The sequence below is a fragment of the Streptomyces sp. bgisy130 genome (assembly GCF_057708345.1).
The window spans coordinates 208108-222759 of sequence record NZ_JBYISA010000002.1 but is presented as its reverse complement, the minus strand read 5'-3'; the positions used below and the strand labels follow the sequence as shown (position 1 = coordinate 222759).

Here is a 14652-nt window from a genome sequence, read left to right as displayed (position 1 = left end):
AGGGGTATGCCTATGCATACCCCTGCCCGTAGTCTCGCCTGAGCGCCACTCTCGGCAACACTGCCGCTCAGCTCCGTATACGACCCACCAACGGAAGGCCCCCCGAACAGATGCCCGTCTTCAGACGCCGCAAAGGCAGCCTTCCCCGCCTGGTCCCCGAGCTCGACGACCGCACACTGGGACAGGTCCGGCGCCGCGTCGAGACGTGCTGGTCCCGTGGTTCGCTGGACACCGCCGTGATGGCCTCGATGGCGGACGTGATCAACGAGGCGGGCCAGGACTGGGACCGCAAGGCCCACCGGCTGGCGGTGCTCGCCCGGGCCGCGGGGCGGTCGCTGCCCGGCATCTGGCGGCAGCACAACCCGCAGGACCAGAACGCGCTGCTGCTGCACGCCTGGTCGGATCTGATGCAGGCGCGGCAGGAGGGCTCCGGCGTCGATCTGTACGAGACCCGTGAGACCTGCCGGCTCGCGGCCGACATGCTCCCCGCCGACCCCACACCGTGGACCCTGTACCTGGCCACGCTCCGCCTGGAGCAGCGTCCCTCCACGGAGCTGTCGGCGATCTGGCGCGAGATCAAGGCCCGCGACCCGTGGAACCGCGAGGCGCATCTCCAGGCGCTGGGGTATCTGTCACCGGACGAGTGCGGCTCCAGCGCACTGGTCCTGGATCTGCTCGACGGTGTCCGTGCCGGCATGCCGCCCGATGCCCCCGCCGCCGGGCTGGAGCTCACCGCGCTCATCGCCAGCCACCAGCGAGCGGTGGTCGGCGGCGGTCTGATGGCCCTCGGCGCCGGGGAGATCTGGCGGCGGCCCGACGCCGCCAAGGCCCTTGACCATGCGGCGCACTTCTGGCCGGGCCCGGGGTTCCTGACCCACGCGGCGGCCCTGGCCGATCTCAACCTGCTGGCGTACGCCCTGATCAAGGCCGGACGGACGACCGAGGCCGGGACCACGCTGCGGGCCACCGGCGGCGTGGTGACCCCCTGGCCGTGGAGCATGGACGGGGACGCGCTGGAGCGGTTCTCGCACTATCACGGCCGCTACGCGACCGGCGACCCCGACGGCGGCTCCACGGGCCGACGGCGCTGAAGGGCCGCCCCGACAACGGTCAACCCACCGCGCGCAGAGCGGACATGCGTACGAAGCGCGGTGCGCACGTTGCGGGCAGATAGCCGGAACGGGTGGTTTTGTCGCCCCTTGTGGCGTATCTGGCGTGCCGCCACCCCTTCCAGGGGATCCCCTCCTGGAAGAGGGTTGGGAGATCCGCATGCGCAACACCGTCAGCACCGGCCGCTCGGCGGCAAGCGGCGGCTGGCGCGTGCTGGTGTTGCTCGCGTTACTGGCCCTGCTGCACGCCGCACTCACCACCGGCTCCCACGAAGCCCTGATGACCGAGGCCGGCTGCCGTCTCCAGAGCGGCCCGCCGGCCGTGACGGTCCCGGCCGGGCGGCCCTGTCTTCCGGCGGGGCCGGTGCTGGCGTCCACCGAGGGCGGCGGGAAGCATCCGGGCAGCGGCGTCCGGCGTAAGTGCGACGCCTCGGCCTGCCATCTCCGCCATCAGATCCCCACGGGCGCCGGGGGCAAGGCGCTCGGGGACTCCCTCGTCGAGGAAACCATCGGCGCGTCGGAGAACGCCTCCACCACGGCTGTCGTCACCACCGCCGCCCCCGCATCGCCGAAGCGCGTGGCCATCCTGCGCTGCTGAGCGGGCCCGGCCGCATCCGCCCACCCCTCCCCGCACCGGGGCCCGGGGCGACCGCGGCCTGCCGTCATCAGCTCTCGGGACCACCACCGCAGGAGATCCGGCATGCCCCTCGACGTCTTTGCCGCTCTTGGCGCGCTCGTCCGCGCCGAGGCCGCACGCACCCGCACCAAGCACGCCAAGCCCCCCACGGACCAGCCTCCGGCGCAGCGCTCGCACAGCCCGGCACCCCCGCCGGTCGAACCGCCGGAAACCGCCGCCGCCCCCGCTCCCCCGGCCGAGAAGAGGCATCCGCTCGCCAGGCTGATGCGGAAGCTGAGCACGCTCATCGGCTGAGTCGGGCGCCCGGACACCGGCGGCTCGTTGGCCGGGGTGTGCCGCCGCTCGGCCGGATTCGCCGCGCGGCGGCAGGCCCCGGCAGCGCACCGTTTGTCCGGCTCCCCGGTGGGCGCCATCCTGGAGTCATGGCCCCCGATGCAGGCCCGGACTCCCTGTCCGGGTGGGCCGTCCGGCACCCTGGCCCGGTTGCCTCCGGGCCGCTGGCGTCGGTCCGCCGCCCCGTCCCCGAGCCGGGCCCCGATGAGCTGTTGCTCGGGGTGGAGGCGTGCGGTGTCTGCCGTACGGATCTGCACCTGGCGGAGGGCGACCTGCCCCCGCACCGCCCGTCGACCGCACCGGGCCATGAGATCGTCGGCCGGGTGACCGCCACCGGCGCGGCAGTGACCCGGTTCCGGGCCGGGGACCGGGTCGGCGGGGCCTGGCTGCGCGGTACCTGCGGAGCCTGCCGCTACTGCCGCGCGGGCCACGAGAACCTCTGTCCGGCCTCCGTGTACACCGGCTGGGACGCCGACGGCGGCTTCGCCGAAGCCGCCCTCGTCCCCGCGGACTACGCCTATCCGCTCCCGGACACCGAGGACGCGACGCTGCTGGCACCGCTGTTGTGCGCCGGGATCATCGGCTACCGCGCGCTGCGCCGCAGCGCGCTGCCTGCCGGTGGCCGCCTCGGCATCTACGGCTTCGGCGCCTCGGCACACCTGGCCGCACAGGTCGCCCTGGCCGAAGGAGCCACCGTCCATGTCCTGACCCGCTCCGCGCAGGCCCGTGAACTCGCCCTGGAACTGGGCGCGTCCTCGGCCGGCGACGCCTACGACCGGCCGCCCGAGCTACTGGACTCGGCGATTCTCTTCGCGCCGGTGGGCGATCTGGTGCCGGTGGCGCTGGAGGCGCTGGACCGCTCCGGCACCCTCGCCGTGGCCGGTATCCACCTCACCGACATCCCGCCGCTCACCTATCAGCGCCATCTCTTCTACGAGCGGAATCTGTGCAGCGTGACCTCCAATACCCGGGAGGACGGCCGTGAGTTCCTGGCGACCGCGGCGAGGATCGGCATCCATGTCACCGTCAGCCGCTACCCGTTGAGCCGCGCCCCGGAGGCGCTCGCGGACCTGGCCGCGGACCGGGTTCACGGGGCCGCGGTGCTGACGCCCGGCTGACCGGGGACGAGGCGGCCGCCGGGCCGCGCGCACCTACGGCGAGCGTCAACCCCGATCCACGAGGTGACGCCTTTCGAGTACTCGCACCGCCCGCGATCGTCACGGATAGTAGTCACCGGTTACGCAATGCTGTCAGTTCACCGTTTCGAGTGTGCGACGAGAGGAGTCACATGGCTGTCGATCAGATCCAGGCCGGAGTCGAGTGCGGGATCGAGGTGCGACAGGGCGACGCCCGCTACGAGGCCCTGCGGAGAGGGTTCAACCAGCGCTTCATCGCGACACCTGACTATGTGTCGGTGGTCAGCTCGACGGGTGAGGTCGCCGCCGCGGTCAACAAGTATCTGGCGAGCCACCGTGCCGACGAGGATCTCCACCGGCGGCTCACGGTCCGCTCGGGCGGCCACTGCTACGAGAACTTCGTCTGCGGGGACGACGTGGGCGTGATCGTCGACCTGGGGCAGCTGGACCGGGCCTACCTGGACCAGGAGATGGGCGCGTACTGCGTGGAGTCGGGGGCGAACAACTGGCATGTCGCCACGCACCTCTACGCCCCCTTCGGGGTGGCGCTGCCCGGCGGTTCCTGTTACTCCGTCGCCGCCGGCGGCCATGTGGTCGGCGGGGGCTACGGACTGCTGTCCCGGCAGCACGGGCTGACCGTCGACTATCTCTACGCGGTGGAGGTCGTCGTCGTCCGCGACGGGCAGCATGCGGAGGTCGTGATCGCGCGCCGCGACTCGCCCGAACCGGAGCTGCGGGAGCTGTGGTGGGCCCACACCGGCGGGGGCGGCGGGAACTTCGGCGTGGTCACCCGGTACTGGTTCAAGGGGCTGCCCGAGCCCCCCTCCCAGGTCCTGCTGCACGCCGTCGCATGGCCGTGGGAGGAACTCCTGGAGTACCCGGACCGTTTGAAGTCGCTGGTGCGCAACTACGGGCTGTTCTTCGAGTACGAGAACACCACCCGGCTGCCGGCCTCCCTCCGCGGCGACTACAGCGATATGTTCACCCTGCTGAAGCTGAACCAGCGCGCCAACGGCAAGATCGGCCTGATCACCCAGCTCGACGCCACCAGGCCGGACAGCGTGCAGCGGCTGAACGCCTTCCTCGACTGGATCACCCAGGATCTGAACGTCGAGCCCACCCCACTGGACCGGCGGATGGGTGAGCACGCCCCCATGAGCGGCCTGGTGGTGCCGACCCGGCTGCCCTGGCTCACCGCCACCCAGACCCTCAACGGCTCCGGCGACAACCAGTGCGGCAAGTACAAGTCGGCGTATATGCGGCGCGGTTTCACCGAAGCGCAACTCGACGCCATCTACGACCACTTGTCGACCGAGGGCTACGACAACCCCCAGGCGCTGCTCCAGGTCGACTCGTACGGCGGCGCGATCAACCTCCCCGACAGCGGTGCCACCGCGGTCTATCAGCGCAGTTCCGTCCTCAAGCTCCAGTACCAGACGTACTGGAGCTGGGACCAGGACGCCAACCACGACGGGGTCACCGACTATCTCGACGCCGAGATCGACCCCGCGATCGCGGCGCCGCATCTGCGCTGGATCCGTGAGTTCTACCGCGACGTCTACCGGGACACCGGCGGGGTGCCGATCCTGGCTCCGGCCGGTGTGCCGGCAGACGGGCAGCCGGAGCCGGTGACCGACGGGTGCTACATCAACTATCCCGACACCGACCTCGACGACCCCGAGTGGAACCGTTCCGGCGAGTCCTCCCACCGCCTGTACTACGGCGACAACTACGCGCGCCTCCAGGCGGTCAAGGAGCACTGGGACCCGCGCAATGTGTTCCGTCATGCCCAGTCCATCCAGCCGTACACCCGCTGACCGCGCCACCGCGTTCCGCGGGGACGTTCCGTCCGTTCCGCTGCCGTGAGCACGGCTGATCGGCACAATGGAGGTGTGCCCCAACTCTCAGAACTCAGCCTTGCCGACGGGACGTCGGTCCGCCTGGAGCTGGCCCCGGTGACCGCGGCCGCACCCCCGGCGCAGTCCCCGGAGGCCGATCTGCCGGACGGCATGGGCCCGACCGTACCCGTGGCCCGTGGCGGCGCGGCGGCCGGAGCCGGTGCCGTCGCGGCGATGCGTACGACACTGCGGCCGCTCGGGCCGCTGCTCCAGGAGATCCATGATGCGGTCACCGCCTCCGAACGGCCGCCGCACGAGATGTCGGTGCAGTTCGGGGTGCAGGTCGGCCAGGATCTCAAGCTCGGCATCGTCGGGGCCAACGGCCATGCGAGTCTGACGATCACGGCGACCTGGCAGCCGCAGCGGGCGGAGTAATGGGCTGGTTCCGCGCCGTATCGGGCACCGACGATCCGGCGGATCCCCGGTTCCGGGTGGCGTCGGTGCTGGATGCCGGGGACGGCAAAGCGGCGGGCGCGGCCGTGGTCCTGACGCCACATCACCTCCTCACCTGCGCCCATGTGGTCAATGACGCGCTCGGGAAGGAGCTCTTCGACGACCGCCGGCCGGAGGGGGTCACGCTGCGGGTACAGACCCACGGCCCCTCCGGTGCGCAGCTGCACGAGGCGCAGACCGTCCACTGGATCCCGCCGCGGCGGCTCGACGGGGGCGACGGTCCGCCGGGCCGCGGCGAGCTGGAGTGGGCGGGCGATCTGGCGGTGCTCAGGGTCGGCGCCGCGTTATGCTGCCCGGCTCCGCCGGAGTTCCGGCAGATGCGGGTGGGCCAGTCCGTGCGCGCCTGGCACGGCAGCGCGCTGAGCGGCTCGTACGCCGATGTCCGGGTGAAGACCTGTGACAGCCGGGTCGGTTATCTGGACGGCGCGCTGTCCGGTATGGCGATCGGGCCCGCCTACAGCGGCGGCCCCCTGTGGTCGGAGGCCGAGGGCGCGGTGGTGGGACTCGTCGCCGCCTGCATGCTGCCGCCCGTCGACCAGGTCTACGACTCCCGGCATGTCACCCGCCGCAGTTGGGGCATCCCGTGGCAGCGGATCGAGGCGGAGCTGCGGGCGGCCGGTGCCGGGTCCCTGCTCGACCGGCCGGTGGGCGACGACGATCCCGCGCAGGCCGTGCTCGCCGATCTGCTGGCGAATGTGCTGCCCGCACCGATGTTCCGGGCCGACTACGCCAGGGCGGTCGCCGAACGCTGCGGTCTCGGGCACCCCACGGACGGGTCCGCCCCGTCTCCGGAGGAGTTCGCGCGGATCCTGGTGACCGAGGAGCGGGCGCTGGCCGCGCTGACGGAAGCGCTGCGCTCCAGGGACCCGGGAGCCGTGACCGCGCTGATCGCGGCGGGGAAGCTGTCCGCGGTGCCCCGGCTGCTGTCGCCGCGGGAGCACGACCGGCTGCTGGCCCTGCTGACCGGGCTGCCGGAGGAGCTCATGGATCTGCTGCCGGAGGCCGTACGGGCCGCGCTGCCGCTGGTCGCCGAACTCCCCTGCGACGCCGGGTTTCCCCAGCTGCTCGGCAGGCTGGAGCAGCTCTCCGGCGACAGCCGTTCCGGGCCGGGCGAACTTCGGGTGCCCGGCCTGCTGCGGGCGATCGAATATGTGGCGGTGCTGTGTCCCGCCCCGGAGCGGGCCCGGCTGCGGCTGTGGGCCGACGGTGTCGCCGCCCGGCTCGGCCTCCCCGCGTCCTCGCTGCGGGAGCGCCGTGCCGACGCGGACGAATGGGCGCTCGGCCGGCGCCGGCGCACCCGGCCGCCGAGGCTGCTGGTGCATCTGGTCAAGGCCGGTGCGGACGCCTTCCATCTGCGCCTGTGGACCGATGACGGCATGGGCCCGCACCGGGCGCCGACCGAGACCGGCCGCCGGTACAGCGCGGCCGAGACGGCCGGGGCGGTGCTCGAGCTCCTGGAACGGCTCTGCCGGTCCGCTCCCGAGGGCGTCCGGCCGGTCGTCGAGGTCCTCCTCGACCGTGACTGTCTCGAACTCCCCGTGGACGAGTGGGAGTTCGCCGATGCGGACGGGCTGATCCCGGGGGTGCTGGGCGCGGAGTACGCCCTGGTGGTGCACTGTCCGGAACTCCTGCGCCGCAATGAGCGTTTTCTCAGCGACTGGCGCCACCGCTGGGACCATCTGGAATCCTCCGGCCCCCTTCGCATCACCGGTCCGTCCACCGGAGTGCGCGAGGTGTACGGCAAGCTGCTCGACCGGCGCGATGCCGCCCGGGTGTCGGTCGAGGTGTCCGCACGGGCCCGGATGGAGATCATCCAGGTGTGTCTGGCCATGGGCGTTCCCGTCGTGCTGTGGGACCGCGGTCCGGCGCACGAGGTCTCGCATGCCGTCCAGCAGGTCGCGGACGCCCCGGCCCGTGCGCTGCCCGAACAGGTCCGTTCCTACCGCGCCAAGACCCTGCACCGTCCCGCGGACCACCCGGGCAGGCCCGTCCTGGCCTGGGCCGATCCCGACCGCGCCCTGCCCGAACTCCAGCTTTCCGAACCCACGGAGCTCCTATGAACGCCGAACCGGCCGCCGACTGGCGGCTGTTCCAGGGAGACGGCACCCAGCGCCGGGTCACCCTGCCGCAGGCCCCGCCCTGGCGCAGGTTCGGCGGCTCGCGGCGCGGCGCCGCCGGGCCGCTGCCGTATCTGATCGCTCCGGAGCACGCCGACGTGGTCAATGCCGCGCTTCATCTGCGCAGGCCGCTCCTGGTCACCGGGCCGGCCGGCACCGGCAAGTCCTCGCTCGCGCGGGCGGTCGCCCATGAGCTCGACCTCGGTGAGGTGCTGCGCTGGCCGGTGAACAGCCGGGCGAACGTCCAGGACGCCCTGTACCGCTACGACGCCATCGGGCGGCTGCGGGAGACCACCCTCAGCCGGGACCGCGGGGAGGCCGAGCCCTCCATCGGCAGCTTCGTCCGCCTCGGCCCGCTGGGCACGGCGCTGGTGCCGGGCCCGCGGCCGCGGGTGCTGCTCGTCGACGAGCTCGACAAGGGGGACGTCGATCTGCCCAACGATCTGCTGACCGTGTTCGAGGAGGGCGTCTTCGAGATCCCGGAGCTGGCCAGGCTGCCCGAGGCGCAGTCGGTGATCCAGGTGCTGGTGGCCGACTCCCAGGACCCGGTCACGGTGGAGCGGGGCAAGGTGCTGTGCACCGAGTTCCCGGTCGTGGTGATCACGAGCAACGGGGAGCGGGACTTCCCGCCGGCGTTCCTGCGCCGCTGTATCCGGCTGGATCTGCCCACCCCCGACGAGGAGCGGCTGCGAGCCATCGTGGCGGCCCACCTCGGCGACGGCGCGCTGGACGGCGTCGAGGACCTGCTCCGGTCGTTCCTCCAGCGCCGCGGTCCGGGCGAACTCGCCACCGACCAGCTGCTCAACGCCGTCTTCCTGCGCGCCGGCGGCGTCGATCTGGACGCCGACGGGCTGCTGGACGCCGTGCTGCACCAACTCGGCGGGACCGTCTGAGCGATGACAGGGGGAACGGACCGGCTCCGGGAGGTGCTCGCGGTCTTCGCGGGGGCCGGAGTCGAGCTGGACCGGCACTCCCTGCTCGACGCGCTCTGGCTGGCCGGCCGACTGCCGACCGGCCCGCAATCGGCGCCGCTCGCACGGGCGTTGGGCCCCGGGCACCGGTCGGTGGCCGACGGGCCGTGCCCGGAGCCGCCGCCGCCCCCGCCGGACGACGGGGCCCTGGCGGAAGCGGAACCCCCTGACGTCCTGCCGCTGGACGACCTCGGCGGCGATCTGCACGCCGCGCCGGAGACCAAGACGGTGCCGCGGCCGCCCCGGCGGGAGTTCCCGCTGCCGCCGAAGACCAGCGCGGCGATCCCGCTGCGGGTCCCGGAGAACAAGGCGCTCCTCGGCGAGCTGGGCATCGGCCGCGCCCTGCGCCCGCTGCGGCAGCGCCGGGCCACCACCCGCATCCAGGAGTTCGACGAGGCGGCGACGGCGGCCGCGCTGGCCGAGAGCGGGCTGCCCGACGTCGTGCTGCGGCCCGGGCACGAACGCTGGCTCGACCTCGCGCTCGTGGTGGACGACGGCATGTCGATGCTGCTGTGGCGGCGGCTCGCCGTCGAGTGGCGGACGATGATGCAGCGGGTCGGGGCGTTCCGCATGGTCCATGTGCACGGGCTGGACACCCGCGGGCCCGATGCCCCGCTGCTGCGCGGCCGGCCGTTCGACCCGGACACCACCTCGCTGCCGCCGGCGGTGCTGGCCGACCCGTCGGGCCAGACCTTGATCCTGCTGCTGAGCGACGGTATGGGGGCCGCCTGGCGGGACGGCCGGATGCACCGGGTGCTGGGGCGCTGGGCGGCGAACGGGCCGGTGGCGGTGCTGCATGCGCTGCCGCCGCGGCTGTGGGGCGGCTCCGGCATCCAGGCCGGCCGCTGGCGGGTGACGACGCGCCGGCGCGGCGCCGCCGGGGGCTCGTGGAGCGTCAGCGATCCGGTCCTGCCGGCCGAGCTCGCGCCGTTCCACGGGCTGCCGGTGCCGGTGCTGGAGACCTCCGCGGGCCCCGTCTCGGCCTGGTCCCGGCTGCTCGCCTCGACCGGCGGCACGGTCCAGCTCCCGCTGCTGCACGCCCCGGCCGGGCGCCCCGTCGTCCCGTCCGGCGACGGCACGGACTCCGTGCGGCACTTCCGCGCGGCGGCCTCGCCCGAGGCGTACCGGCTCGCCGCGCATATCGCCGCGGTGGCGCCCGCTTCCGTGCCGGTGATGCGGCTGGTGCAGTCCGCGGTGCCGTGGTCCACGGACACCGCCCATCTGGCCGAGGTGTTCCTGGGTGGGCTGATGCACCCCGTCGAGGCGCCGGTGGCCGGCCCGCTGCGGGACCAGCACCGGATCTTCGACTTCCCCGAGGGGGCCAAGTCGGCGCTCCTGGACGCGGTGTCCACGCCCGAACTCCTGCGCACCGGACGGCACATCGGCCGCCGGCTGGAGCAACTGGCCGGGCGCTCCCCCGACTTCCCCGCCTGGCTCGCGCATCCGGACGGGATGGACCACCTCCCGGCCAGCTCGCGCGCCTTCTCCTCCGTGGAGCGGCGGCTGATGGCCCGGCTCGGCGCCTCCGTACAGGTGGCGCCGCCGGACGACGACACCGAGCCCGCGGGTCCCGACGGCTGGCGCCCCCTCACCTCGCGCGATCCGCGCCGGCTGGGCCCGTACACCCTGCACGGCCGGCAGCCCGGCGCGCGTTCGCTCGTGTACCTGGGCCGTGACCGTCACGGCAAGGAGGCCGCGGTCCGGGTGATCAGGCCGGGGGCGCCGGACGAGGCGGCGGCGATGCTCGCCACCGAGGCGGAGGCGCTGGGGCGGATGGCCGGCCAGTACGCGCCGCTGCTGCTCGCGACCGGCCCGCGCGATGAGCCGCCGTGGCTGGCCATGCAGCTCTACCGGCCGTCCGGGAAGGACCAGGGCGGGCCGCCACCGCAGCTCAGCAGCCTGCTGCGGGCCGCCACCGGCTCCCAGCTGCGCCGCGACACCCTGCTGTCCATCGCCTACGGATGGCATCTGGCGAGCGCCGTCAACCTGTGCCACCTCAAGGGGCTGGTGCTCCCCGAACTGACGCCGCAGAGCGTGCATGTCGTCGGGCGCTCGCTGATGCTGACCGGGCTGGGCCGGTGCGGCATCGACGGGGAGTTCCGGGCCCGCGGGGCGGAAGCCGTCCCCACGATGGCGGACAACGTCGAGTCCCTGGGCCAGATCCTGCGCCGGCTCGGGGACAAGCACCATGTCCCGGTGTCCGCGGAGAGCGACATGGCGCTGTGGCAGGGCGACACCTGGCGGCCGTTGCGCGAGATCGTCACGGCGTGTCTGTCCGAGGACCCGGGCCGCCGCCCGACCGCCGGTGAGGTCGCCGAGGCGTTCGCCCGTTACGTGCCGATGGCGACGGAGCTGCGGACGGGCGGCGGCGAGGCCGGTGAGACGGACGGCCCCCGGAGCGCCGCGCACTACTCGTTCCGTCCGGGGCCGCAGATCCCGCTGGACGACGGCACCGCGGCGCCCGACGCGGCGGCGGCCGGGCCGTCGCGGGGCGGCGCTCCGGCGCCCCGGCTGGGGCGGCGGCGGATGGGGCCGGAGCAGCAGCGGAAGCTGGAACTGATCCGGGCCCGGCTGCGGTTCAGCTACCGGACGACCGTCGTCGGCGTCGACGGCGAGGTCGGCCGGAGCACCGTCACGGTCGCCCTGGGGGCGCTGCTGGCCGCCGCGCGCGGCGGGCGGGTGATCGCGCTCGACGCCGGCCACGCGGTCGGCGAGCTGGCCGCCCGGCTGAACCGCGGCGGCACCGCCGGCCTGCGCCACAATCTGCTGCGTACGCTGCCCGCGGCCGACAGCTACGAGGCGGTGCTGCGCCACACGCTGAACGGCCCGGCAGGGCTGCGGGCGCTCACCCACGGCCTGGGCCGCACCACGCCGGTTCCGGTGTACGAGGAGGAGTACCGCCGGCTGATGGAGTTGCTGAGCCGGCACTTCTCCGTCGTCCTCGCGGACTGGGCCCATCTGCGGACGGAGAGCGTCACCGACACGGCCCTTTCGATGACGCACCGTCTGGTCGTCGTGACCCGGATGACCGAGCGCGGCATGGGGCAGACACAGGCGCTGCTGACCCGTCTCGCGAGGCGCGGTTACCCGGAGCTGGCGGAGCGTGCCGTGCTCGCGGTCACCGGCCTTCCGGGACCGGACCGGCCGGCCCGGCGGGACGACTTCGCCGAGCAGTTCCGCGGCCATCCGGGCGGGATGGTGTTCCTCCCCTTCGACTACCGCCTCGACAGCCAGCGGGACATCGATCTCGCCCGGCTGCGGTCCCGTACGCAGGACGCGTTCCTCGACCTCGCCGTGCTGCTGGCGGAGGACTTCCCCGATCACACACCGTGACCGCGGCGCCGACTAGCTCCCGGCTCCCTGCGTGCCGCACCATGGAGGGAAGACGGTAATTCACGACATATCCGATGAGGCGGTGGCGGGGTGGACGCCCTGGCCCCCGAGGGCGGATACGGCGACCGTGGCTTATGACGACGGCTTCCGGCGTACGGAGGCGGTGCAGGCAGTGACCGCACGAGTCCTTGGGTCTACCGGGGCTGAGCTGACCGCCGTCTATGTGCCGGCCGAAGGGGACGGCGTTCTTCAGCTGGCCGAGATGGTCGGAGGCTCCGGCGTCCCCTACGGGTTGCCGACGAGCTATCCGCTGTCCGGCAACTCTCCGGTGGCCGCGGCCTTCCGCACCGGCGACCCGCTGTGGCTGAGCCCGGCGGAGCTCGCGGAGTACGACCTCAGCGGGACCGCGGACAGCCCCGGCGCGGACGCCTGGGACGGTGCCGGGAAACCCCCGGCCGATGTCTCGTTGTGCGTGCTGCCCCTGGGCGGGACGGTCCGGCGGCTGGGGTGTCTGGTGGTGATGGACAAGGCCACCGATGCCTTCGATCCGGACCGTCGCCAGCTCCTGGAGCTGCACGCCGACCAGGTGGCCGCGGGGCTGGAGGCCGTCGCGGCCCGGGTCATGGCGCGGACGGAGCGCCGCTCCCTGCTGGGCCCCGGGCTGGACACCCTGCGGGGCGGCGCCTTCACGCTGGTCCTGCGCACCGGGCGGATGGACGCGGACGCCCAGGTGCTGGAGCTGTTCGGCATCAGTCCGGAGGAGTTCGACCGGCGGGTGGAGACGCTGCTGGAGCGCACCGTGCCGGACGATGTGCCGGCGCTGATGTCGATCGTGGAGCCGGGCGGGCTGCCGGCCGCCGGCCAGCAGCTGTCGATCCGTATTCGCCGGCCCAATGGCGAGCTGCACTGGCTGAGCCTGCGCTGCCGGGTGCTGGTCGACGCCGACGGCGCCCCGACGCGGATGCTGGGCGTGGTCGCCGACGCCTCGTATCTGCGGCCCACCGCCGACGAGGTCTCCATCGTGCAGCGGCTGTCGGCCGCACTGGCCGGTGCCACGACGATCCGGGACGTCAGCCGGGTGGTGGTCGCCGCGCTGCGGGCACCGCTGGCGGCCCAGCGGGTGGCGGTGGCCGAGCTGGAGGCCGACCGGATCGTGGTGTCCGTGCTCGACCCGCCGGAGCCCGCGGCGTGGCCCGCCGCGTGGCGGTCCGAATGGCGCTCCGAGTGGCCCGATGCGGCCTGCCAGTCGATGCCCACGCTGGAGAGCGTGCTGCGCGCCGGGCATGTCGCCCTGTGGCCGCCGGCGGCGGAGCTCGAACCCGATCTTGCGGGCATCGGGCCCGGCGGGCTCGCCGTGCTGCCGCTGCCGGCCGAGGGCCGGATCGTCGGGGTGTGCCTGATCGGCTGGGACGAGGAGCACCACTTCGGGCCGGAGGAGCGGTCCTTGCTGACCGCGACCGCGGGCCTGGTGGGGCAGGCCCTGGTGCGCGCCCACGCGCTGGACGCGGGGCACGAGCTCGCCACGATGCTCCAGCGCAGCCTGCTGCCCCGCAAGCTGCCGTCGCTGCCCGGCGGGGTGGCCGTCGCCCGCTATCTGCCCGCCACGATGGGGCTGGAGGTGGGCGGCGACTGGTATGACGTCATTCCGCTCGCCGACGGCCATGTCGCGCTCGTCATCGGCGATGTGGAAGGGCACAGCGCCGGCGCCGCCACGATCATGGGGCAGATGCGCACGGCCATCAGGGCCTACGCGGTGGAGGGCCACCCGCCCGATGTGGTGATCGCCCATGCCAACCGGCTGCTCCTCGGCATGGAGACCGATCTGTTCGCCACCTGCTGCTATGTGGACCTGGACATGGAGGAGGGCATCGCCTGGTTCGTCCGGGCCGGGCATCTGCCGCCGCTGCTGCGGCTCCCCGACGGCAGCACCGAGGAACTGTCGGTCGAGGGCGGCCCTCCGCTGGGGGTGGCCGCGGACGGGGAGTTCCCGCTGACCGAGGTGGGCCTGGCCCCCGGCACCGTGCTCGCCCTGCTCACGGACGGCCTGGCCGAGTCGGCCACCCTCCCGCTGGAGGACGGCATCCGCCGGGTGCGGGCGGCGCTGGCCGCGGCCGATCCGGCCGATGCCGGCCAGCTCGCCGATGCGCTGCTCGGGGGCGCCAAGCGGCGCGACGACGATGTGGCGCTGCTGGTGCTGCGCTACGACGGGATGCGGGTGCGCCCGACCCGGGTCCGCTGGACGGTGTGGCGGCTCCCGGATGCCGTGATGCACGCCCGGCGCTTCACCGGGCGCACCCTGCGGTCCTGGGGCGTGACGGCGGAGCAGGACGTGGCCCTGCTGGTGGTGTCCGAGCTGGTCACCAATGCCATCGCGCACACCCAGGGCGAAGTACGGCTGGATCTGACGCTGGCCGCGGACCGGCTGCGGATCGGGGTGAACGATGCTTCGCCGCGTGCCCCCGTCAAGCCGGCGAGCGTGGACTGGGAGTCGACCGGTGGCCGCGGGCTGCTGCTCGTCGAGGCGATGTCGGCGTCCTGGGGCTCGGTGCCGCTGAGCGGCGGCAAGCAGGTGTGGAGCGAGATCACCCTGGAGCCGGGCGAGCGGCTGGGCGCGCAGACACCGGACGCCACGGACGGCCCGCAGAACGGTGAGGAGGTGCGCTGA

General features: G+C 73.6%; 10 protein-coding genes. All 10 read left to right on the top strand.

Going from position 1 to position 14652, the window contains the following annotated elements:
- The first annotated feature begins 110 nt into the window (after nucleotides 1-110).
- The 10 genes from AC3EUV_RS03715 (at nucleotide 111) to AC3EUV_RS03670 (ending at nucleotide 14652) form a co-directional block, all read left to right on the top strand.
- Nucleotides 111-1091 (top strand): hypothetical protein, encoded by a 981-nt coding sequence (locus tag AC3EUV_RS03715; protein ID WP_432145688.1) that lies wholly within the window; start codon nucleotides 111-113, stop codon nucleotides 1089-1091.
- 178 nt (nucleotides 1092-1269) lie between these two features.
- On the top strand, nucleotides 1270-1707 hold the full coding sequence (locus AC3EUV_RS03710; protein WP_432145689.1) for a hypothetical protein: 438 nt from the start codon (nucleotides 1270-1272) through the stop codon (nucleotides 1705-1707).
- Between the two features lie 102 nt (nucleotides 1708-1809).
- Nucleotides 1810-2040: a hypothetical protein gene (locus AC3EUV_RS03705; RefSeq protein WP_432145690.1), complete on the top strand. Its 231-nt coding sequence runs from the start codon at nucleotides 1810-1812 to the stop codon at nucleotides 2038-2040.
- 128 nt (nucleotides 2041-2168) lie between these two features.
- The gene (locus tag AC3EUV_RS03700; RefSeq protein ID WP_432145691.1) at nucleotides 2169-3197 is read left to right on the top strand and encodes a zinc-dependent alcohol dehydrogenase family protein; all 1029 of its coding nucleotides are present in this window, start codon (nucleotides 2169-2171) and stop codon (nucleotides 3195-3197) included.
- Nucleotides 3198-3367: 170 nt separating this feature from the next.
- On the top strand, nucleotides 3368-5032 hold the full coding sequence (locus AC3EUV_RS03695; RefSeq protein ID WP_432145692.1) for an FAD-binding oxidoreductase: 1665 nt from the start codon (nucleotides 3368-3370) through the stop codon (nucleotides 5030-5032).
- Nucleotides 5033-5107: 75 nt separating this feature from the next.
- Nucleotides 5108-5488 (top strand): CU044_2847 family protein, encoded by a 381-nt coding sequence (locus AC3EUV_RS03690; protein WP_432145693.1) that lies wholly within the window; start codon nucleotides 5108-5110, stop codon nucleotides 5486-5488.
- Entirely contained in the window at nucleotides 5488-7626 is a 2139-nt protein-coding gene (locus AC3EUV_RS03685) for a VMAP-C domain-containing protein (protein WP_435602130.1), read from the top strand. Before AC3EUV_RS03690 ends, AC3EUV_RS03685 begins: the two co-directional genes overlap by 1 nt.
- The gene (locus tag AC3EUV_RS03680; protein WP_432145695.1) at nucleotides 7623-8576 is read left to right on the top strand and encodes an AAA family ATPase; all 954 of its coding nucleotides are present in this window, start codon (nucleotides 7623-7625) and stop codon (nucleotides 8574-8576) included. Before AC3EUV_RS03685 ends, AC3EUV_RS03680 begins: the two co-directional genes overlap by 4 nt.
- Before the next feature lie 3 nt (nucleotides 8577-8579).
- Complete coding sequence (locus AC3EUV_RS03675; protein ID WP_435602129.1) at nucleotides 8580-11987, top strand: SAV_2336 N-terminal domain-related protein; 3408 nt, start codon at nucleotides 8580-8582, stop codon at nucleotides 11985-11987.
- 127 nt (nucleotides 11988-12114) lie between these two features.
- A complete protein-coding gene (locus AC3EUV_RS03670; protein ID WP_432145697.1) occupies nucleotides 12115-14652 on the top strand; it encodes a SpoIIE family protein phosphatase in 2538 nt (845 codons plus the stop codon).

Excerpts from the sequence above, each read along its gene's own strand:
- AC3EUV_RS03680 (WP_432145695.1), top strand. The coding sequence starts at position 7,623 with ATGAACGCCGAACCGGCCGCCGACTGGCGGCTGTTCCAGGGAGACGGC.
- AC3EUV_RS03685 (WP_435602130.1), top strand. The coding sequence starts at position 5,488 with ATGGGCTGGTTCCGCGCCGTATCGGGCACCGACGATCCGGCGGATCCC.
- AC3EUV_RS03715 (WP_432145688.1), top strand. The coding sequence starts at position 111 with ATGCCCGTCTTCAGACGCCGCAAAGGCAGCCTTCCCCGCCTGGTCCCC.
- AC3EUV_RS03675 (WP_435602129.1), top strand. The coding sequence starts at position 8,580 with ATGACAGGGGGAACGGACCGGCTCCGGGAGGTGCTCGCGGTCTTCGCG.
- AC3EUV_RS03710 (WP_432145689.1), top strand. The coding sequence starts at position 1,270 with ATGCGCAACACCGTCAGCACCGGCCGCTCGGCGGCAAGCGGCGGCTGG.
- AC3EUV_RS03700 (WP_432145691.1), top strand. The coding sequence starts at position 2,169 with ATGGCCCCCGATGCAGGCCCGGACTCCCTGTCCGGGTGGGCCGTCCGG.
- AC3EUV_RS03705 (WP_432145690.1), top strand. The coding sequence starts at position 1,810 with ATGCCCCTCGACGTCTTTGCCGCTCTTGGCGCGCTCGTCCGCGCCGAG.
- AC3EUV_RS03695 (WP_432145692.1), top strand. The coding sequence starts at position 3,368 with ATGGCTGTCGATCAGATCCAGGCCGGAGTCGAGTGCGGGATCGAGGTG.